General features: G+C 72.0%; 17 protein-coding genes. 5 read left to right on the top strand and 12 right to left on the bottom strand.

Annotation, left to right across the window (positions count from 1 at the left end; translation table 11 throughout):
- Positions 1-38: 38 nt before the first annotated feature.
- On the bottom strand, positions 39-1,178 hold the full coding sequence (locus tag OG295_RS33695) for an amidase domain-containing protein (protein ID WP_371680418.1): 1,140 nt from the start codon (positions 1,176-1,178) through the stop codon (positions 39-41).
- A 531-nt stretch (positions 1,179-1,709) separates the two neighbouring features.
- Here OG295_RS33695 and OG295_RS33690 point away from each other — a divergent pair.
- The gene (locus OG295_RS33690) at positions 1,710-3,554 is read left to right on the top strand and encodes a transglycosylase domain-containing protein (protein WP_371681383.1); all 1,845 of its coding nucleotides are present in this window, start codon (positions 1,710-1,712) and stop codon (positions 3,552-3,554) included.
- 46 nt (positions 3,555-3,600) lie between these two features.
- On the opposite strand, the gene OG295_RS33685 is transcribed toward OG295_RS33690, so the two are convergent.
- Positions 3,601-4,917, bottom strand: a complete 1,317-nt coding sequence (locus tag OG295_RS33685; protein WP_371680417.1) for a hypothetical protein — start codon at positions 4,915-4,917, stop codon at positions 3,601-3,603.
- A gap of 408 nt (positions 4,918-5,325) precedes the next feature.
- Positions 5,326-6,948, bottom strand: a complete 1,623-nt coding sequence (locus tag OG295_RS33680; RefSeq protein WP_371680415.1) for an ADP-ribosyltransferase domain-containing protein — start codon at positions 6,946-6,948, stop codon at positions 5,326-5,328.
- Between the two features lie 268 nt (positions 6,949-7,216).
- Here OG295_RS33680 and OG295_RS33675 point away from each other — a divergent pair, with 268 nt between their 5' ends.
- Together OG295_RS33675 and OG295_RS33670 are read left to right on the top strand one after the other, a co-directional pair.
- Positions 7,217-7,894 carry a macro domain-containing protein gene (locus tag OG295_RS33675; protein ID WP_371680414.1) on the top strand — a complete coding sequence of 226 codons (678 nt, stop codon included), beginning with the start codon at positions 7,217-7,219 and terminating at the stop codon, positions 7,892-7,894.
- Positions 7,895-7,986: 92 nt separating this feature from the next.
- Positions 7,987-8,334 carry a hypothetical protein gene (locus OG295_RS33670; protein WP_371680413.1) on the top strand — a complete coding sequence of 116 codons (348 nt, stop codon included), beginning with the start codon at positions 7,987-7,989 and terminating at the stop codon, positions 8,332-8,334.
- 202 nt (positions 8,335-8,536) lie between these two features.
- Here OG295_RS33670 and OG295_RS33665 read toward each other — a convergent pair whose 3' ends face one another.
- The 3 genes from OG295_RS33665 to OG295_RS33655 all read right to left on the bottom strand — a co-directional run bounded on the left by OG295_RS33665 (position 8,537) and on the right by OG295_RS33655 (position 10,372).
- Complete coding sequence (locus OG295_RS33665) at positions 8,537-9,316, bottom strand: crotonase/enoyl-CoA hydratase family protein (RefSeq protein WP_371680412.1); 780 nt, start codon at positions 9,314-9,316, stop codon at positions 8,537-8,539.
- A gap of 396 nt (positions 9,317-9,712) precedes the next feature.
- Positions 9,713-9,892 (bottom strand): hypothetical protein, encoded by a 180-nt coding sequence (locus OG295_RS33660; RefSeq protein ID WP_266845971.1) that lies wholly within the window; start codon positions 9,890-9,892, stop codon positions 9,713-9,715.
- Between the two features lie 87 nt (positions 9,893-9,979).
- The gene (locus tag OG295_RS33655; RefSeq protein ID WP_371680411.1) at positions 9,980-10,372 is read right to left on the bottom strand and encodes an STAS domain-containing protein; all 393 of its coding nucleotides are present in this window, start codon (positions 10,370-10,372) and stop codon (positions 9,980-9,982) included.
- 205 nt (positions 10,373-10,577) lie between these two features.
- Here OG295_RS33655 and OG295_RS33650 point away from each other — a divergent pair, with 205 nt between their 5' ends.
- Positions 10,578-11,699, top strand: coding sequence for an alkene reductase (locus OG295_RS33650; protein WP_371680410.1), 1,122 nt, complete (start codon positions 10,578-10,580; stop codon positions 11,697-11,699).
- Positions 11,700-11,746: 47 nt separating this feature from the next.
- On the opposite strand, the gene OG295_RS33645 is transcribed toward OG295_RS33650, so the two are convergent.
- From OG295_RS33645 to OG295_RS33635, 3 genes are all read right to left on the bottom strand, one after another.
- Positions 11,747-12,169 carry a CBS domain-containing protein gene (locus tag OG295_RS33645; RefSeq protein ID WP_371680409.1) on the bottom strand — a complete coding sequence of 141 codons (423 nt, stop codon included), beginning with the start codon at positions 12,167-12,169 and terminating at the stop codon, positions 11,747-11,749.
- A 79-nt stretch (positions 12,170-12,248) separates the two neighbouring features.
- On the bottom strand, positions 12,249-13,094 hold the full coding sequence (locus OG295_RS33640; RefSeq protein ID WP_371681382.1) for a class II glutamine amidotransferase: 846 nt from the start codon (positions 13,092-13,094) through the stop codon (positions 12,249-12,251).
- A 234-nt stretch (positions 13,095-13,328) separates the two neighbouring features.
- Positions 13,329-13,523, bottom strand: coding sequence for a CsbD family protein (locus OG295_RS33635; RefSeq protein WP_371680408.1), 195 nt, complete (start codon positions 13,521-13,523; stop codon positions 13,329-13,331).
- 240 nt (positions 13,524-13,763) lie between these two features.
- Here OG295_RS33635 and OG295_RS33630 point away from each other — a divergent pair, with 240 nt between their 5' ends.
- On the top strand, positions 13,764-16,160 hold the full coding sequence (locus tag OG295_RS33630) for an Orn/Lys/Arg decarboxylase N-terminal domain-containing protein (protein WP_371680407.1): 2,397 nt from the start codon (positions 13,764-13,766) through the stop codon (positions 16,158-16,160).
- Between the two features lie 39 nt (positions 16,161-16,199).
- Here OG295_RS33630 and OG295_RS33625 read toward each other — a convergent pair whose 3' ends face one another.
- The 3 genes from OG295_RS33625 to OG295_RS33615 all read right to left on the bottom strand — a co-directional run bounded on the left by OG295_RS33625 (position 16,200) and on the right by OG295_RS33615 (position 19,377).
- The gene (locus OG295_RS33625) at positions 16,200-16,322 is read right to left on the bottom strand and encodes a hypothetical protein (RefSeq protein WP_371680406.1); all 123 of its coding nucleotides are present in this window, start codon (positions 16,320-16,322) and stop codon (positions 16,200-16,202) included.
- A 117-nt stretch (positions 16,323-16,439) separates the two neighbouring features.
- Positions 16,440-17,312 (bottom strand): helix-turn-helix domain-containing protein, encoded by an 873-nt coding sequence (locus OG295_RS33620; RefSeq protein WP_371680405.1) that lies wholly within the window; start codon positions 17,310-17,312, stop codon positions 16,440-16,442.
- Positions 17,313-17,394: 82 nt separating this feature from the next.
- Positions 17,395-19,377, bottom strand: a complete 1,983-nt coding sequence (locus OG295_RS33615) for an amino acid transporter (protein ID WP_371680404.1) — start codon at positions 19,375-19,377, stop codon at positions 17,395-17,397.
- Positions 19,378-19,455: the final 78 nt, after the last annotated feature.

Genomic DNA, 19,455 nt, shown 5'->3' with positions numbered 1-19,455 from the left:
GACGGGGTTCCGCGACGGGAGGAGCCGAGGGGCACCGGTCAGGTGCGGTACGCGTAGTACACCGCGTCCGGGTAGGACGCGATGAGGCTCGCGAGCGACTTCCGGTAGGTGTTCGTGGAGTGGTAGGTGACGTACGGCATGCCCGCGCTGCTGCGGTAGGTCACCATCATGGAGTGGTCCTTGGACCCGTCCTTGTTGAAGTCCACCTGCACGATGTCACCGACGTCCGTCTGGTACACGTTGGCCAGGTTGGCCGCCCGCTGGTTGGACAGCGTGAACCAGGCCCACTCGTTCGCACCGACCCAGGAGTCGGACTGCCTGGCTCCGTCGTACCACCAGTTGCGGTAGTCCGAGGTGGAGCCCGGAACGGCCTTCCAGCCACCCGCCTTCAGCGCCTGGCTGATGAAGTTGGTGCAGTCACCACCCGCGCCGGAGAACTTCCGGTACGCCGGGTTGTAGTTGCTCCAGTACTTCTCGGCGTACTTCGCCATGGCCGCGTAGTCGTAGGCACCGCCGGTCTTGGCCTTGGGCTTCGCCGGCGCCGGGTACTTGGTGGACGCGGGCGTGCCGTCCGGGTACTGGTTGCCGTCGTCCTTGACCACGTTCGCCTTGGCCGCCACCGGCTCGTTCACCGCGACCGGGCCGTTCTCCTGGGACTTGATCGAGTTCAGCTCCCAGGCACCGCCCTTCTTGCTGGTGAGCTTGAGCTCGTACCGGGTCCGGAAGTCGGTCGTCGCCGGCTCGTCCCCGCGCAGCTTCTTGTACGTGAGCGTGGTCTGCTCGGTGACCTCGACGGTGGCCTTCCCGCCGGTGACCGTGGCCTTCTCCACCGTCACCTTGGTGTCGGCCTTCGTGTAGGCCTCACCGAGGTCCGCGAGCCGGGTCCTGCGGGACTTCAGGGACGAGAGCGCGGAGGCCTCGTCCTTCGCCAACTGGGCCGACATGCGGCCCTTCGTGGCGTTACGGCCCGAATTGCGATGCCCTCCCTGGTCCTCGACCAGGGCATCGGAGCGCTGCGACAGTACGTCGCCCGCAAGGCGCCCGAAGGTGTCGACCGTCTTGCGGTCGGCTGCTTTGGGGCCGGATTCCGCACTCGCAGAGGAAGCGAGCAGACCTGCGGTCACCGCGCCCACGGTCAGGGCCGCGCCGGCGGCGACCTTGAACCTCTTTGGTATCACTATTTTCCCCTTGTCACCCGGTCCACTCGAACCGAGGCACGGAATCTTCGCACAACTTCACGACACCTTCGCTCCGTTCCGTTTGTGCGGCCGGACCGACGGCACGTTTCCCTACTCACCCGTAAGGAAGCGGACACGTTCGGTCGCTGGGCGACCCCACAGCAAGTGCCTCTAGGGTGTGGGGCAAGAGCAGCAGAAAGGGCATGCGCAGTGGGCAGGCAGGAAAGGGCCGGAAGAGGGCGATCACGGGACACAAGGGTGGTTCCGGACAACGGCGGTGGCGCCCCCTCGGGCCGTCGCGGAAGTTCCGGTTCCCGTCGCAAGCCCCGCGCGACGGCCCGCCGGCGCATCACCCTCCCCCCGGCCCTCCTCGGGGCCGCCACCTCGGCCGCCACCCGGGCCGTCGCCGCGGCGCGCCCGTGGGTGCGGCGCCTGCGCCCCGCCTACCCGAGACCCGGCCGCACCGGCTGGCGCCGCTGGGCTCCCTCGTGGCGCCAGTGGCTCGGCGCGTGCCTGTACGCCTTCATAGGCATGGTGGGCTTCGTCGCCTGCGCGTACGCGACGACGGACATACCCGACGACCTCAACTCCTTCGCCAAGCAGCAGGACAACATCTACTACTGGGCCGACGGCTCCACGATGGCCAGGACGGGCTGGGTCAGCCGGCAGGAGATGCCGCTCGACAAGGTGCCCCCGAAAGTCCAGGGAGCCGTCCTCGCCGCCGAGAACGCCAGCTTCTACTCGGACCCCGGAGTCTCCCCCTCCGGCGTCCTGCGCGCCGTGCGCGCCGCCGTGACCGGGGGCGAGACCCAGGGCGGGTCGACCATCACGCAGCAGTACGTGAAGAACGCCTACCTCAGCCAGGAGCGCACCCTCTCAAGGAAGTTCACCGAGCTCCTGCTCGCGGTGAAGCTGGACAACCAGAAGTCCAAGAAGCGGATCCTCCAGGACTACCTCAACACCAGCTGGTTCGGCCGCGGCACCTACGGCATCCAACGCGCCTCCCAGGCCTACTACGGCAAGGACGTCTCGCAGCTCAACGCCAGCGAGGGCGCCTTCCTCGCCTCGCTCCTCAAGGGCGCCGGCCTGTTCGACCCGACCCTCGGCAAGGAGAACCGGGCGCGGGCCGTCGAACGGTGGAGCTGGATCCTGGACCGGATGGTCGAGACCGGGCAGATATCGGCCGCCGAGCGCGCCACGTACAAGACCTTCCCCGAGCCCTCGGGCACCTCCCTCTCCGGCACCCCCGGCGCACAGACCGGCTACCTGGTGGAGCTGGCCAAGCAGTACGCGGTCAAGTCCGGCCACATCAAGGACTCCGACTTCGACCTCGGCGGCTACCAGGTCTACACCACCTTCGACCAGTCCCGGATGGCGGCACTGACCGCCGCCGTGCAGAACGCCGAGAAGGGCTTCGACGCGGAGAAGCGGCCCGACACCGACAAGCACGCGAAGATCGGCGCGGCGAGCGTCGCCCCCGACGGGCGCCTGCTCGCCGTGTACGGGGGCCCCGACTACCTCAAGCAGGGCTTCAACGAGTCGAACGCGACCACGATCCCGGCCGGCTCGGCCTTCACCCCCCTCGTGTACGCCGCCGGACTCGAAGAGGGGGTGCTGCGCACGCGCGGCAAGGCCCGTACGCCCCTCTCCCCCACCGCCACCTACGACGGCAACGACCAGGTCACCGTGCAGACGCCCGAGGGCCCCTACTGGGACCGCAGCGGCAAGGTGGTCAAGGGGCGCAACGACGGGGGCCGCAACTGGGGCCAGGTGACCCTGCGCCAGGCCGTGGCCGACTCGGTCAACACCCCCATGCTGCAGCTCGGCCTCGACGTCGGCCTCGACCGGGCGGAGGCGTTCGCGGAGCGTTCGGGGCTGCTCGCGTCGAGCCTGGGCCCGCGGATCCCCGCCTTCGCCCTCGGGGAGAACTCGACGCCGAGCGCGATCCGCATGGCCGGCGCCTACGAGACCTTCGCCGCGGACGGAATGCACACCGACCCGTACTCGGTGCGCTCGGTCAGCCGCAACGGCGCCGCGGTGCCGCTCGTCGCCCCGAAGCCGGTCCGGGCGATGTCCGCCAAGACGGCGCGCACGGTGACGGAGGCCCTGCGGGACGCCGTCACCGAGGGGTCGGCGAAGACGGCGGGCAAGGCCCGCCCCGGCGCCGCCGGCAAGACGGGCACGACGGCCGCGAACACGGCGGGCTGGTTCGTGGCCAGCACCGGGCAGGAGTCCACGGCCGTCGTGGTCTACCGGATGTCGCTGACCGACCTGATTCCGCTTCCGCTCACCGGGCTGGGCGGTGACGCACCGGGCACCCCCGGCAGTGAGCGCGCGGTGCGGCTGTGGGCCGACTACGCCAAGGCCGTGAAGTAGCCGGGAGGGCGGCGCACCGCGCGCCGCCCTCCCGTGACCCGCCCCGCTACTTGATCAGCTTCTTCCAGTCCGGCGCCTGCGCCGGGTCGAGCATCCGCAGCTGGGCCAGGACCTTCGGGTCCTGGACGTCGAGCCAGTCCGCCAGTTCACGGAAGGACACGCAGCGGACCTCCTTGCGCGGGCAGACGTCCCTCATGACGTCCTCGATGGCCTTCATGTAGATGCCACCGTTCCAGTCCTCGAAGTGGTTGCCGATGAACATGGGCGCCCGGCTGCCGTTGTAGACCCGGTTGAAGCCGTTGAGGTACGACATCCGGGTCTGCGTCTGCCAGGCCGTGAACTTCGTCGGGTCCCCCTGGGTGCTGTCACCGGACTGGTTGTAGAGGAAGTTGAAGTCCATGGAGAGGACCTGCGCCTCCTTGCCCTGCAAGGGGACGAGCTGGAGCGGAAAGTTCCATATGTCCTGCTGCTTGGACGGCCACATCTGGAAGTCCCCGGACGAGCTCGCGTCGTAGCGCCAGCCGTACGGCTTGATCGCGGTCAGCAGGTTCTTCTGGCCCTCCAGGCAGGGTGCCCGGCCGCCGACCATCTCCCGGTCCGGGTCGAAGGGCAGGGGCGCCTCCTTGGCGAACCCGGTGTTGGTCTTCCAGTTCTTCATGAAGGAGTACTGCTGGTCGATCTCGCTCTTCCACTCGTCGACGCTCCAGTCCCCGCCGCCCTTGGGACCGCAGAAGTGCCCGTTGAAGTGCGAGCCGATCTCGTCTCCGTCGGCCCAGGCACCGCGCAGCTGCTCCAGCGTGGTCTTCACGTGCGGGACGGTCGGGTACGAGATCGCGGAGGCGCCCTGGGCGTGCTGCGGCGGCTTGTAGAGCATCTTCTTGGCGTCCGGCAGCAGGTAGATGCCCGTGAGGAAGAAGGTCATGTGGGCGTTGCTGTCCTTGGCCACCTGACGGAAGTGCGAGAAGAGGTGGTCGTCGCCCTCCAGCGCTCCGTCCCAGGAGAACACCACGAACTGCGGCGGCTTCTCGCCCGGCTTCAGCTTCTCGGGCTTGAGCTGTCCCGGCTGGGGCCCGGTGTTGGAGGTGGAGCCGTCCCCCAGCACCTTCACCTTGCCGTCCCAGGGCCCCTCCGGCCCCTTCGCCCCGTTCGAGGGGGCCGGGGCCGCGAAGTTCGCGTCGCGACCGGTGGAGCCCGCCGAGCCGCCCAGGGTGAAGGCGTACGCGGCCGCGCCGCCGCCCAGGGCGACCACGGCGGCGCCGATCCCCAGGCGCTTGCGGTTCTGGGCCTTGCGGCGTTCCTTGCGTTCCCTACGGGCATTGCGGGGCTCCGCGCCGGAGTGCGGAGCGAGGTCGGTCTCGGCCATCGCTGTCGTATCCCCCCTGATCACCGCAGCAGGGCCGCGCATGGATGGTTCGTACGAATATAGAACTTGTCGGCACAGCTGCCGCACCCATGTCCATCAACGACGTCGCTTCACAGCCAACCCACAGCCCCCGGCCGCGCCGCGGGAACCCGCCGGGGGATTCCGCCGGGGCCCCGCAGACACCCGTGCGGGCACGCCTCCCCCCGCTCCGGGCCCGGGGCCTCGGAGGGCCTGCCGGACCCGTCGCGGGCGGGCCGGACCGGTTCCGCGGACATGGCCGGTACCGGCTGCTCCCCCTGCGGGTCCGCTCCGGCCCGTGCCATGATGCGCGCGGCCGTGTCGCTGAGGGCCACCTCGCGGGTACTCACGGTGGTGCCGGCCGCCCCCGCCCGCTCCGCCCCCGCCCGCTCAGGACACGAGGGTCTGCTCGGCCAGCTCGGTCAGCCGTACGGTGCACAGGCCGCCGCGTTCGGTCCTGACGTCCGTCACCTTGAGCTGCGTACCCGGCGAGAGGATGAACTCCTCCTCGGCCGTGAACGCGGAGAACTCGCTGATGCCCACCGCCCGGAGGGGGACCACCTCGAAGAGCGTCCGCTTGCCGCGGCTGCCGAGGAAGGCCTTGGCCACACCCAGCTCGGGCGTGCAGGAGGACACGCCCCACCAGGTCACGGTGCGGCCGAGCGGGTACTGCGTGCGGAGGTCCAGCGACACCCCGCGCCACAGCGGTTCCGTGCGGACGGGAAGCTGCGACACCGCCGAGAACAGCAGACGCAGGTAGGGGAGGTACGGGACGACCCTGGACCGGTCCGGCGTGCGCAGGACGGCGTTGATCTCCCGGTAGAAGGCCGACTCGCAGGTGTAGAGGTGGAGGGCGGCGATCGCGTCGGCGGACAGGCCGCCGGCCGACGTCCGCGCCCGTCGCCTGCCGAACTCGCGGGACAGCCCGACGTGCCGGTCGAGGGAGGACAGCAGCCCGGCGACCGGGGCGACGGCCTGCTGGAAGTCCATGAGCGGGGTGTCGAAGACTCCGGTGATGGCGGGGAGGACGAGTCCCTCGTCCTTGACCCCCGCGAGCCGGTCCAGGTAGAGCTGGTGCAGCTCCATCGTGGACGCGATGAAGGCGCCCATGCGCGCGGCGACGCCGCCGTCGCCGTCCGTCCCGCCGGACTCGGCCGCGGCCTCGTTCCACCCCTTGCTCGGCAGCCAGTCGACCGGGACCGCGCCGACCGACGCGAGTGCCTCGTTCACCATGGCGAAATGGTCGCCTTCGCAGAAGATGTCGCCCTGGGCCGCCGGGTTGGGGTGGTCGATGTGCCGGACCTCGACCTCCGGGTACTTCTCCTGGAGACGCAGGACGGCCTTCTTCAGGCTGCGGGCATGGGCTCCCCACCACGCGAAGACGACGCCGCGGTCCTCCTCGTCGGCGTTCTGTTTGGCCCGGAGGATCTCCTCGACGACCCGCTCGGCGACCGGGCGCCAGAAGGCGGTGTGGCGGTCGGTGCCCGTCGCCCCGTCGGCGCTGGCGGTGAGCGCGGCGTTCAGGAGCAGCACGCCCTGCGTGAGCATGGCCTGGAACCACTCCGGGGGCTGGACGGTGTCGCGTTCCCGGAGCAGTGCGCGGACGTCGGCGATGGGGGTCTTCTTCTGGATGCCGTACTTCCACATCGCCGCCGCCTTGATGATGCAGCGGATGCTGACGACCCGGCCGAACTGGCTGTCCTTCCAGTCGTGGAAGGTGTTGTCGAACATGGCTATGCCGGTGGCGCTCTCCGGCCGCGGGTACGGGTTCTGTCCGAAGATCACCACCTTCCACTTGTGCGGCGGCTGGGGCTTGAGCGCCTGGAAGGTGAGTTCGCGGACGGGAACGACCTGCGGGTCACGGCCCGGTCCGATGAACCCGGCCGCGTCGGGCTGCGCCTCGATGACCGGCTTCAGGAGCGGGAGCCACGGTTCGCCGCCGCCTTCGAACAGGCCGGCGAGGGCCAGTGGGTCGTTGGTGTCGGGTTCGGCCGGGACGTTGTCGTCGCGCATGGTGAAGTCACTCCGGATGAGAGAAGCCTGCTGGGGAGGGGCGGCGCGGTCGCGGACCGGCCGGCTCGCGCCGCCGGCGGACCCGCGCCGGTACCGGCGTCGGCCGCCGGGGCCGGTCCGCTGGAATCTGGCGGCAGGCTAACAGCGGCCCCTGACAGTGGCCGCCATCGTGACGGTACGTCACGGGAGGCTTCCTCAACGGGCGTTGTCAGTGGGGGGCGCTAACGTCGTGAGCAGTGGAGAAGCCGTATCTCGATGGGAGTGGACCATGGCCGTGGACCTGGCGCAGTCGTCGCTCAGGGTGGTATTGACCGACCTCAACGCCGAAGTGGTGGAGGCATGGCGCGCGGCCTTCGCCGGCACACCGGGGGTGGAGATCCGTTCGGGGTCGATCCTCGACGAGGTGGTCGACGCGTGGGTCAGTCCGACCAATTCCCGGGGCCGGATGGACGGCGGGGTCGACGCGGCCGTGAAGCGGCACCTGGGGGCGGGCATCCAGTTGCGCGTGCAGCGGGCCATCCGTGACGGGTTCGGGGGCAGCCTGCCGGTGGGCAGCGCGGTGTGCGTGCCCTCCGGGGCGGTCAATCCGAAGTACCTGATCTCGACGCCGACCATGGAGACGTCGTCGCAGGACGTGAGCGAGACCCTCAATGTGGCCCTGGCCTGCGCGGCCGCGTTCCAGGCGGTCCACCGGCAGAACGAGCTGGCGCCAGGCAGCGTCCGGTCGGTGGCCCTCGTCGGCATGGGCGCCCGGACCGGCCGGGTCCCGGCCAGGGTGTGCGCCAACCTGATGTGGACCGGCCACACCCTCTTCAACGACCACTCCTTCGCGGACTACGAGGACCTGCGCCGCACGGTGATCGCGCAGCTCGACGACATCGAGAACGCTCCGGCCGAGGAGCCCATACGCATCACGCCGCCCCGGACACCGGCCCGCCGGCCCTGACCACCCCCGACCGACCGCCTACGCGGCCGGGGACGCGCGGAATCGCCACACGAGGGACAATGGGCACAAATCTGGAGGACGGGGGCGTTGCCATGGACGGCCCTGAGCTTTCCCGGCGGGAGCTGGAGATTCTCAACGGCATCGAGCAGGAGCTGCGCACCGAGCAGCTCCTGGACCGCCGGTTGCGCACCCTGCACCGCGGGCTGCGGCCCTGGTCCTCGGCCAGGGACTGGCCCCGGCGGCACTGGCTCGGCGCGTGCACCGCCGCATTGGGCCTGGTCTGCGCGGTGTTCTTCGTGCGCGCCGTGGTCACTTCCTCCCCGGCCCAGATCTGGGCCTTCTCCGCCCTCTGGGTGCTCACCCTGGTCGGCCTGCTGCTGCTCGTGATCCGGTGGTGCCGCAGAGTGGCCGCCGCGTCGGAGAGGGCGAAGAACGGCTGACGCGGGGCCGCCCCCCTCAAGGGCCGGAGCACTGCGCATGCCGTGAACAGGTCCGGCGATCATCCCCGCGAAGGAGTCGGCAGGGGGCCGGCCGCGCGTGGACCACGCCCCCTGCGGCGCGGCGCCCGACCGGCAGGGCGCCGAAGGGGCCGGACCGCTGCCGGACCGCTGCCGGGCGGGGAACCGGGGCAGGCTCCTCCGCTCACTCCTCGAACGAGCCGTGCCGCCCCGCGCCGGCCACGAACCGGTCGGCGCCGGACCGGGTCTCGCCGGCCCCGAGCGGGACGATCCCGTGCCGGTACTCGGCGGCGAGTGCGTCCGCCTCCGCCAGACCGTGCTGATCGAGGACCGAGAGGCGGTCGTGGCGCAGGCACAGCTGGGGAAAGCCCGCGATCCGGCGTGCCAGTTCCTCCGCCTCCGGCCGGGAGCGGCCCGGGGGGACGATCCGGTTGGCCAGCCCCATGTCGAGGGCCTCGGCGGCGCCGACCGGCCGGCCGGTGAGGATGAGGTCCATCGCCCTGCTCTCCCCGATGAGCCTCGGCAGCCGCACCGTGCCGCCGTCCACGAGCGGTACGCCCCAGCGCCGGCAGAACACCCCGAAGACCGCGTCCTCCTCCACGACCCGGAGGTCGCACCACAGGGCCAGCTCCAGGCCGCCGGCGACCGCATGGCCCGCGACGGCCGCGATGACCGGCTTGCCCAGCCGCATCCGCGTGGGGCCCATCGGGCCGTCGCCGTCCGGGAGGACCCGGTTGCCGCGCCCGGTGCCGACGGCCTTGAGGTCGGCACCCGCGCAGAACGTTCCGCCCTCGCCCCACAGCACGGCGACGGCCGCGTCCTCGTCGGCCTCGAACTGCCGGAAGGCATCGGCCAGTCGGGCCGCCGTCGGGCCGTCGACGGCGTTGCGCGCCTCCGGCCTGCCGATGATCACCGTGAACACCGGCCCGTCCCGCTCGATCCGCACGGTCGCCTTCTCGTCCACCCCGCACCCCTCTCACGGACACTGATGGTGCGTGATCGTGCCACAGCGAAAGGCCCCGGTCTCCATGAGGAGGCCGGGGCCTTTCGATCGAGCGCTGGGCAGGCCTTGCACCTGCATTCCCCCACGGGAAGTGGGGTGTCTTTCCTTGGACCACCAACGCCGGACTCACGACCGAGGATCTCGGCCGCAGGAACAGTGCCAACAATACACCGGGATCGCACACCGTCAGACGCCCCCCGGACCAGCACCGTTGCCGCCCGGCCGGGTGGGGTCCGCGCCCGCGGGCACGAGGCTGCCGGACCCTGCCACCGCGCCGGCGGGCCGCCCGCACCGTCGTAGGAGGGCCCGTGACGTGAGGGACGGGGGCGGGGGCGGGGCGGCGCCCTCGTCAGGTGGTCATCGGGCGGCTCCGGGCGGGTCGTCGTCGGGGTGCAGGCCGAGCATGTCCAGGAGCAGCAGGAGTTCGGCGGGGTCGGTGGCGTGGGCGGCGACCGTGCGGCGGGCGGCCGCGCGGTCGTCTCCGGCACCGCCCGGGGCCAGGAGGGACGGGTCGTCACAGCCGAAAGGATCCTTCATGCCTCGATGCGACCAGCCCGGCCGCCGGAACGCAGCCGGGCCTGCTCCACCCGGCCCCGTCGCCGACGCCCCGCGCCGGGACCGGTCCTAACCCAGCGGAGGGACCCCGACGGTTTCGCCCCTGCGGACACGGGCGCGCTGCTCGACCAGACGGCGGAAGCTCGCGAGACCGTATCGCTCCCCGGTGGCCGAGCCGGGCCCGGGGATCCGGGCCACCTCGGCCATCAGCTCCTGCGGCTGGCGCTGCCAGCCGACGACCAGCACCCGCAGGCCGAGGCATTCGGCCCTGCGGTGGACGTCGAGGAGGAGCAGCAGGCCGGCGGTGTCCATGAAGGGCACCCCGTGCAGGTCGATCATGACCACCGAGTGGCCCTCGGCGACGGCCCACAGGCAGGCCCGCAGCGCCGGCGCGGCGGCCGTGTCGAGATCGCCGGTCACGGTGATCAACAACGTGCTGCCACGACACTCGGTCTCCGTCATGAACGAGGGCTTCACCCGCGGCCTTCCCTTCCCACCGGCGGCCCCGCGCGCGGTCCCGGCGCGGGGGGCCTCCATCCTGGCGCCACCACCACCGCAACGGGCACCAGGCGCGCCCGAACGCACCCGCCGCGGAACGGTCGCGGCGGGCCCGAGCCCGGCCCCGGGCCTTGAACCTGACACCGATGTGAGGTTCTACGGTGCCCGCATGGACCAGACGCAGCAGACCCCCTCCGCATCCCCGCTCTTCGTCCCCGCCCGGCTCGGCGGCCTGGAGCTCCCCAGCCGACTGGTGATGGCGCCGCTCACCCGCAGCCGCGCCGGGGCCGACGGGGTCCCGGGCGAACTCATGGCCACCCACTACGCGCAGCGCGCCTCGGCGGGTCTGATCATCGCCGAGGCCACGACGCCGAACGCGGTGGGCCAGTCCTACCCGCACATCCCCGGGATCCACACCCCGGCGCAGGTCGCCGGCTGGCGGCGGGTCACCGACGCCGTGCACGCGGCCGGCGGGCGCCTGTTCCTCCAGCTCCAGCACGGCGGCCGGGTCGGCCATCCCGACACCAGCGGACACGTCCCGCTCGCCCCGTCCGCGGTGCCGCTGCCCGAGCCCCTGCACACCCCGAGCGGCTTCCAGGACGCCGTCGTACCCCGCGCGATGACGGCGCGGGACATCAGGTCCACGATCGCGGACTTCGCGACGGCCGCCCGCAACGCCGTCGCGGCCGGTTTCGCCGGGGTGGAGGTGCACTCCGCCAACGGCCACCTCCTCCACCAGTTCCTCTCGCAGAACACCAACCTCCGCACCGACGGATGGGGCGGCTCCGCCGAACGGCGGATCCGGTTCACCGTGGAGGTGGTGCGGGCCGTCGTCGAGGCCGTCGGCCCGGAGCGGGTCGGCGTCCGCGTCTCGCCCGGAGCGACCGTCAACGGTGTGGAGGAGGGCGACACCCGGGAGCTCTACCCCGCCCTGCTCAAGGCCCTGGCGGACCTCGATCCCGTCTACCTGCACCAGATCCACGCCGACCCGGACGAGGCCGTCTTCGCGGAGATCCGCCGGACCTGGGCGGGCACGCTGGTCGCCAACCCCGCCCTCACGCGCGAGGAGGTCGCGGCCGACGGGGGCCTGCGGCGGGCCGAACGCCTGCTCGCGGAAGGTGCCGACCTGGTCTCGCTGGGACGGGGCTTCATCGCCAACCCCGATTTCGCGGAGCGCCTGCGCACGGGCGCCCCGCTCAACGAACTGCGTCCCGAGTTCCTGATGCACGTGCACGGGGCCGAGGGCTACAACGACTACCCCGCGCTGGAGCGGACCGCGACGTCCCGGTGACGGCGCTGCGGGGCGTGCGGACCGGTGTCCGTCCGGTGGGCCCGGGGTCAGGCCTCGGGTTCCGCCGCGGAGATGAACGAGAGGGGCGAACCCGGATCGCGCTCCACTTCGAGGTCACCCAGGGTGACGATGCCGACGAGGCCGCCGTCCTCGCCCACCACCGGCAGCCGGCGCAGGGCGTGCCGGCGCATGACCTCGACGGCCCGGTCGACGTGCTCGTCGGGCCCGATCGTGACCGGCTCGGTGCTGCAGATCTCGCCGACCGTCGTAACGGCAGGGTCCCGAACCTCCGCGAGCGCCCGGACGACGATGTCACGGTCCGTGACGATTCCGCAGAGCCGGCCCCCGTCGAGGACCAGCACGTCCCCGATGGAGGCGTCCCGCATCACCCTCGCGGCCTCCGCCAGTGACGTCTGCCGGTCCACGGTCACCGGATTTCCGGTCATCACCTCGTGCACTCGACGGGTCATCGGACCTCCCGCTGCTGGGACCGGCCCCTGTGCCGGGCTCCTGCCCTCCCGCGCACGGGGTGGCACGCGCCGGGGGACGTCAGGGGAGTTCGGGGACGAAGGGGAGGTAGTCCGTCTCCAGGCCGGAGGGGACCACCACGTAGCTGGCCTCGGGGAGCTCGTTCCACACGCCGTGCAGGTCCCCCAGCGGCTCGGACACCACGATGCGGGTCGCGTCCGAGATCTCGCGGAGGTAGTCGATCTCCGGGTGGAGATCGCGGACGGTATCGGCGCGGCTGCTGTAGAAGAGCGTCCGGGACGCGCCCTGGCTGGAGTACCGGAAGGCCCAGACCCGCTCGCCGTCGCTGACCGCCACCGTCATCTGGAGCGGTTCGGGCACTCCGTGCTCCTTGCCGAGCCGTTCCACGAGCCCGGCCATCCTGGCCACCGCGCCCGGGACGTCCTGGTCGAGGCCGAAGGTGACCGCCAGGTAGAACATCACCTCGGAGTCGGTGGACCCCTCGATGAACGGGAAGAGCGCCGGGTCGACCGCCATGCAGAGGTCCCGCTGCAGCCGCTGGAAGTCCGCGATGGCCCCGTTGTGCATCCACAGCCAGCGGCCGTGCCGGAACGGGTGGCAGTTGGTCTGCTGAACGGCCGAGCCCGTGGAGGCGCGTACGTGCGCGAAGAACAGGGGCGATCGGACGTGGGCGGCCAGCTCGCGCAGGTTGCGGTTGTTCCAGGCCGGCGCGACGTCCCGGAAGATGGCCGGTGTGCCGTCTCCGGCCGGGTCCGCGCTGTACCAGCCGATGCCGAAGCCGTCCCCGTTGGTCGCTTCGGCGCCCATACGGGCATACAGGCTCTGGTTGATCAGGGAGTGCTCCGGACGGTAGAGCACGGCATCGAGCAGCATGGGCGAACCCGAGTAGGCGAGCCAGCGGCACATGCGCACCATCCCCTTCCGCGGCATGATCCGAGCCTAACTCCGTGACGGCGATCCGCCCTGCGGTACGCCGTCACCGCAGGTGGGTGCGCCGGGACACCCCGTGGTCATGGCCCGCGGACGGTCGGCACGCGCAGGGGACGGGGTACCCGTGCGCGCCGGGACGGCGGGCCGGACGCGGACCGACCGGGCCGGCCCCGCGTACTGGGGCGGGCCCGGTCGGGTCACGAGGGGGGCCTACTGGCTCTTCTTGCCCCGGAGGCTGTCGGCGGCGCCGCGGGCCCGCTCCGCCGTTTCGGCGGTGGCCTCCTTCGCCTTCCCCTTGGCCTGGTCCATCTTGCCTTCGCCCTGCATCCGCTCGTTGCCGGTGATCTTCCCGGCCGCTTCCTTGGCCTTGCCCTTGGCCTGGTCCATCTTGCCCTTGTCAGCCATGCGAACTCCTTGACGTGTGGGTCGGTCCAACGCTTGCCAAATTATGCGAGAACCGGACATACCGCATGGCGAGCCCGCCCCGCCCCCCACCGGCCCGCGCGGGTCCCGGGGCATGACGACCGGGCCGCCACGCCCACCTGCGGGTGAAGCCCCGCGGAAGATCGGCGGCGCTGCCCGCGGGGCCGCGAGACTGTGGCCCGGTACGGGTGGCCGTACCCCTGGGCGCGGGGAGCGGAAGACATGGCGAACGGTACGGTCCTGCTGGCACTGCGGGAGAACCCGATGGGCGGCGGCGTCGGGGTCGAGCAACTGCGCCGGATCGGGAAGGAGTTGGAGAACCAGGGACTGGAGCTGCGGTGGGCGCCGAGTGCGCGTGACGCGCGGGGCGCCCTGCAGGCCGAGGCGGGCCTCGTGGCGGCCGTGGTCGCCTGGGACCTGCCGCGCACGGCGCAGGGCGCGGTCGAGGAGGGCGGTGGCGGGGAGGTGCTGCGGCACATCGGGCGCCGCTTCAAGGACCTGCCCGTCTTCCTGGTGATGGCGGACGACGCGGACCAGGACCTGGAGCGCTTGCCGCTGTGGGTCTCGGAGACCGTGGTCGGCTACGTCTGGCCGCTGGAGGACACCCCGTCCTTCATCGCGGGCCGGGTCGCGACGGCGGCCCGCGGCTACCACCGGGACCTGCTGCCACCGTTCTTCAAGGCGCTGCGCCGCTTCGAGGACTCCCACGAGTACTCCTGGCACACCCCCGCCCACTCCGGCGGGGTCGCGTTCCTCAAGTCCCCGGCGGGGCGGGCGTTCTTCGACTACTACGGGGAACGGCTGTTCCGCACCGACCTGTCGGTGTCCGTCGGGGAGCTCGGGTCGCTCTTCGAGCACAACGGTCCGATCGGCGAGGCCGAGCAAAACGCCGCGCGGGTCTTCGGCGCCGACCGCACCTACTTCGTCCTGCACGGCGACTCCACCGCCGACCGGATGGTGGGCCACTACAGCGTGACGACCGACGAGATCGCGCTGGTGGACCGCAACTGCCACAAGTCCGTGCTGCACGGGCTCGTGATCTCCGGGGCCCGTCCGGTGTACCTGGTTCCGACCCGCAACGGCTTCGGGCTGGCCGGGCCCCTGCCGCCCGCCGTGACCGACCCGGCGGCGGTGGCCGCGAGGATCGCCGCGAACCCGCTCACGGCCGGCGCGGTCTCCCCCGCGGCCCAGTACGCGGTGCTGACCAACTCCACGTACGACGGCCTGTGTTACGACACCGTCGCGGCCGCACGGGCCTTCGCTCCGAGCACTCCGCGGCTGCACTTCGACGAGGCCTGGTTCGCGTACGCCCGCTTCCACCCGCTGTACGCGGGGCGCTACGGCATGGCCGTCGGACCGGACACCTTCCCGGACGCCGGCGCGGAGCCGGGGCGGCCCACGGTCTTCGCGACCCAGTCGACGCACAAGCTGCTGGCCGCCCTCTCCCAGTGCGCGATGGTCCACGTCCGGTCGTCACCGCGGGCCCCGGTCGAACACGAGCGGTTCAACGAGGCGTTCATGATGCACGGCACCACCTCGCCGCTGTATCCGGCGATCGCCTCCCTGGACGTGGCCACGGCCATGATGGACGGTCCGCAGGGCCAGTGGCTCATCGACGAGGCCGTGACCGAGGCGATCCGCTTCCGTCAGGCCGTGGTCCGCACCGGGCGCCGCATCGCCGCCGCCGGGGACCGGCCGGGCTGGTTCTTCGGCGTCTGGCAGCCGGAGTCGGTCACGGATCCCGCGACCGGCGAACGCGTCGCCTTCGCGGACGCACCGCCCTCGCTGCTCGCCGGCGAACCGTCCTGCTGGCACCTGGAGCCGGACGCCGACTGGCACGGCTTCACCGGGCTGAGCGAGGGCTACTGCCTGCTCGACCCGGTCAAGGTCACGCTGACCTGCCCGGGGGTGACGGCCACCGGTGAGACCGGCGACTGGGGCGTTCCGGCCCGGATCCTCACCGCCTACCTCGCGGCGCGCGGGATCGTCGTGGAGAAGACCGACGGCTACACCGCCCTGGTCCTCTTCTCGATGGGCATCACCAAGGGCAAGTGGGGCACCCTGATGGACGCCCTCATGGACTTCAAGGCACTGCACGACGCGGACGCCCCGCTGGACCGGGTCCTCCCGGAACTGGTCGAACGTTTCCCGCGCAGCTACGGCCGCACGACCCTCGCCGCCCTGTGCCGGCGGATGCACGAGCACCTGACCCGCGCCGAGCTGATCAGCGCGCTCGACGCGGCGTTCCAGGACCTCCCGGAGCCGGTCTCGCCGCCCCGCCACTGCTACCAGTCGCTGATCCGGGGCGGCACCGAGCGCGTCCGCCTGGCCGAGGCGGCCGGACGGGTGGCGGCGGCCATGGTGACCGTGACCCCGCCGGGGATCCCCGTACTGATGCCCGGAGAGTCCACCGGCGCCCCGGACGGCCCCCTGCTGCGCTACCTGCGCGCCCTGGAGGCCTTCGACCGGGCCTTCCCCGGCTTCCACAGCGAGGCCCACGGGGTGAGCGTGGACCCCGAGACCGGCGACTACCTGATCGAATGCGTCCGCACGGACGCCGACGGGGACGGCGCCCCGCGCAGTCCCGGCACCGTAACGGACGCCGGGACGCCTTCCTGACGCGGACCCCCGGGGGCCGGAGCGACGGCGGGCGGGAGGTCAGCTCCCGTCCGTGTCCCGGCCCTCGCGGCGCCTGCGGCTGCGCCGGCCGAGCGTCCCCACCACGGCGATCAAGCCTCCCGTGAGCGCTCCGGACACGAGGACGCGCAGCAGGTTCTCCATCGGGTACTCCCCTCTCAGTCAGGTCCACCGGCCCCTGGGACCGGTGCCTGATCCACTCCGAACGGGGACACTAGCGGCGTACCGGCGGCCTGGCTTGGACGAATTTGACCTCGCCCCTCACAGCGCGAGCGCCCCCTCCGTCACGCGGGCCGCCGCCATCCGGCCGGGGGTGGTCCCGGCCAGCGCGCGGAACTCGCGGTTGAGGTGCGCCTGGTCGTAGAAGCCGCAGGCGGCGGTCACGTCGGTGGGGTTCGCGCCGTCGCGGGTGAGCAGCCCCACGGCCCGGTGGAAGCGCAGCACCCGGGCGGAGGTCTTGGGCGTCAGGCCGACCTGTTCGGTGAACCGGCGCACCAGGTGGCCCTGGCTCCAGCCCACTTCGGCCGCGATCCGGCCGACGGGGATCGCCCCGCCGGCGCGGGTCAGCAGCCGCCAGGCGTGGCCGACCTCGGGCGCGGGGCGCGGCCCGCGATCGAGCCGGGCCGTCAACGCGGCGTCCAGCAGGTCGAAGCGGGCTCCCCAGTCCCCGGTCGCCGCCAGCCGCTCCACCAGGAGGGTGGCCCCGGGGCCGAGGACGTCGGACAGCTCGACCACCCGGTTGGTCAGCTCGCCCATCGGCACGGCGAACAGCCGGAAGGCGCCCAGCGGGGTCAGTTCCAGCCGGATCGCCTCCTGGCCGCCGGGGTGGTCGCAGACGCGGGGCCCGTCCTCCAGCCCGGCGACGAGGGAACCGGTCACCGGGCCGGGCGGGCCCGTGTCCCCCAGCCGCCGGACGCGGGTGAACGGCTCGGCCAGGCTGAGCACGACGACGGCCCGGCCCGTGGGCACCAGCCTCACCCGGTAGGGGGACGCCGTCGCCTCCCAGTAGCCGGCGTAGCTGTGCACGAAGGGGCGCAGCGCGGCGGGCCACGGCCGCGTCACCCGCCATCGGCCGCCGACCCTGGTGACGTCGACCCCCCGACCGATCGGGTACGGGCCCGCCTTCGCGACCACCGGTATGTCCCCCCTCCTCCCTCGGCCCCTCCTGGTCCGTACGCGCCGGACCGTCCGCGCCGGGCCGTACGCGCCCCGCCCGTCAGTCGCCGACGTGGATGCCGGGGCGACGGTCCGGGTCGGGCTCGTGCCTGCGGATGATCTCCCTGGTGACCGGGGCCGTATCGCCGCGGCCGAGCAGGAAGTAGCGGAACATGTGCCGCATCGGGCTCCCCTCCGCCCAGGCGAAGTAGCAGTGCGGCCTGACGCCGGTCGTGTCGCGCAGCGCGAGCAGGATCGCGGCGATGGCGTTCGGCGCGGCCGGCGCCTCGGCGCGCAGGACCCGGTAGCCGTCCACCTCGATGCCGCGCACGGTGAGGGTCTCGCTGAAGTCGGAGGGGTCGACCACGTCGATCTCCAGGAACATGATGTCGGCGGGCCCGGGGACCGGGTTGGAGCGGCGCTGCTCCCGCTCCTTGCCGGCGTATTCGGCGCTGTCCCCGGTCTCCCGGCGGTTGGCGATGATGTTGACGGCGTTGTCGTACGCGATGGTGTCGGTGACGAACCGGCGGGCGGCCGGGTCGAAGACGATGCTGTCGGCCCGCAGTTCCGTGGTCCGCGAGACGCGGGAGACCAGGGACACGACGATGATGCCCGCGATGAACATGCCCGAGATGGCGAGGCCGTCGGGCTTGTCGACGACGTTGGCCACCAGCGCGTAGAGCAGTACGGCGGTGAGCAGCGTGAAGCCGGCCGTCGCCGCGCGCCGGCGACGGCGCAGGGCGGAGACGGTCACGGCGAAGGCACCGGAGACCATCATGGCGAGGATCCCGGTGGCGTAGGCGCCGGCCTGGGCGTTGACGTCGGCGTCGAAGGCGACGGTGATGACGACGCAGAGGACCGTGTAGACGAGCACGACCGGTCGCACCGCGCGTCCCCATTCCGGGGCCATCCCGTAGTCCGGCAGGTAGCGGGGCACGATGTTGATCAGCCCCGCCATCGCCGACGCTCCGGCGAACCAGAGGATGAGGATCGTGCTGATGTCGTAGACGGTGCCGAAGGCCTCACCGACGTGTTCGTGGGCCAGCCACGCCAGCGCACGGCCGTTGGCGCCGCCGCCGGGTTCGAACTCCTTGTGCGGGATGAGGACGGTGGTGACGAAGCTGGCCGCCAGCAGGTAGACGCTCATGATGAGCGCGGCGGTGGTCAGGAGCTTGCGGGTGTTGCGGATCCGGGAGCGCAGCCGTTCCTCGGGGTCGGCGCCTTCGGCCTCGACGAGCGGCATCATGCTCACCCCGGTCTCGAAGCCCGAAAGGCCGAGAACGAGCAGGGGGAAGGCCAGCAGGGCCGGGCCCACGACGTCACCGAGGCCGCCTCCGCCCTCGACGAGCGCGTCCGTCCACGCGGACCAGGCGCCGGGGGTGGTGAACACCTCGACCGAACCGATTCCGATGACCACCGCGTTGAGCAGCAGGAAGACCGCGACGAGGGGAATCGCCACGCTCACGGCCTCGCTGAAGCCCAGCAGGAAGACCCCGCCCAGCAACAGGAGCAGGGCCACCGTGATGGCGACCTCGTGGCCGTGCAGGGCGTGCGGGAAGAAGGGGTTCTCCACGATGTGCACGGAAGCGTCCGCCGCGGACAGGGTGATCGTGATGATCCAGGAGGTGGCCACGAAGCCGAGGAGCACCAGGACGAACACCTTGCCGCGCCAGAACGGCAGGAGGTCCTCCAGCATCGCCACCGATCCGGCGCCGTGGGGGCTCTCACCGGTCACCCGCCGGTACATGGGCAGCATGCCGAGCAGCGTGAGACCCACGATCAGGAGGGTCGCGAGGGGTGACACGGCGCCCGCCGCGAGCGCGGCGATGGCCGGCACGTAGGCCAGGCTGGAGAAGTAGTCGACGCCCGTGAGGCACATCACCTTCCACCAGGCGTGCGATTCGCCGTGTCCTTCGGCTGACGTCGATCCGACGGGCTGCACCCGGTGGCGGAGCATCCACCGTCCCAGGCCTCCGTCGGCCTGCGGCCGGAGTGCCGGACTGTCCACCACTTCCGGTATGAGCAGTTCGTCCGTGTCCTTCATGGCCCCCAACAACCTTTCCCGCCCGGCGTTCCGGGCCCGACCGTCGCTGCGCTCGCGGTTCGGCAGCGATCAACGAGT

The sequence above is a fragment of the Streptomyces sp. NBC_01276 genome, from assembly GCF_041435355.1.
Classification (GTDB): Bacteria; Actinomycetota; Actinomycetes; order Streptomycetales; family Streptomycetaceae; genus Streptomyces.
The sequence above is the reverse complement of the archived record's forward strand: the minus strand, read 5'-3'. Positions and strand labels throughout refer to the sequence as shown.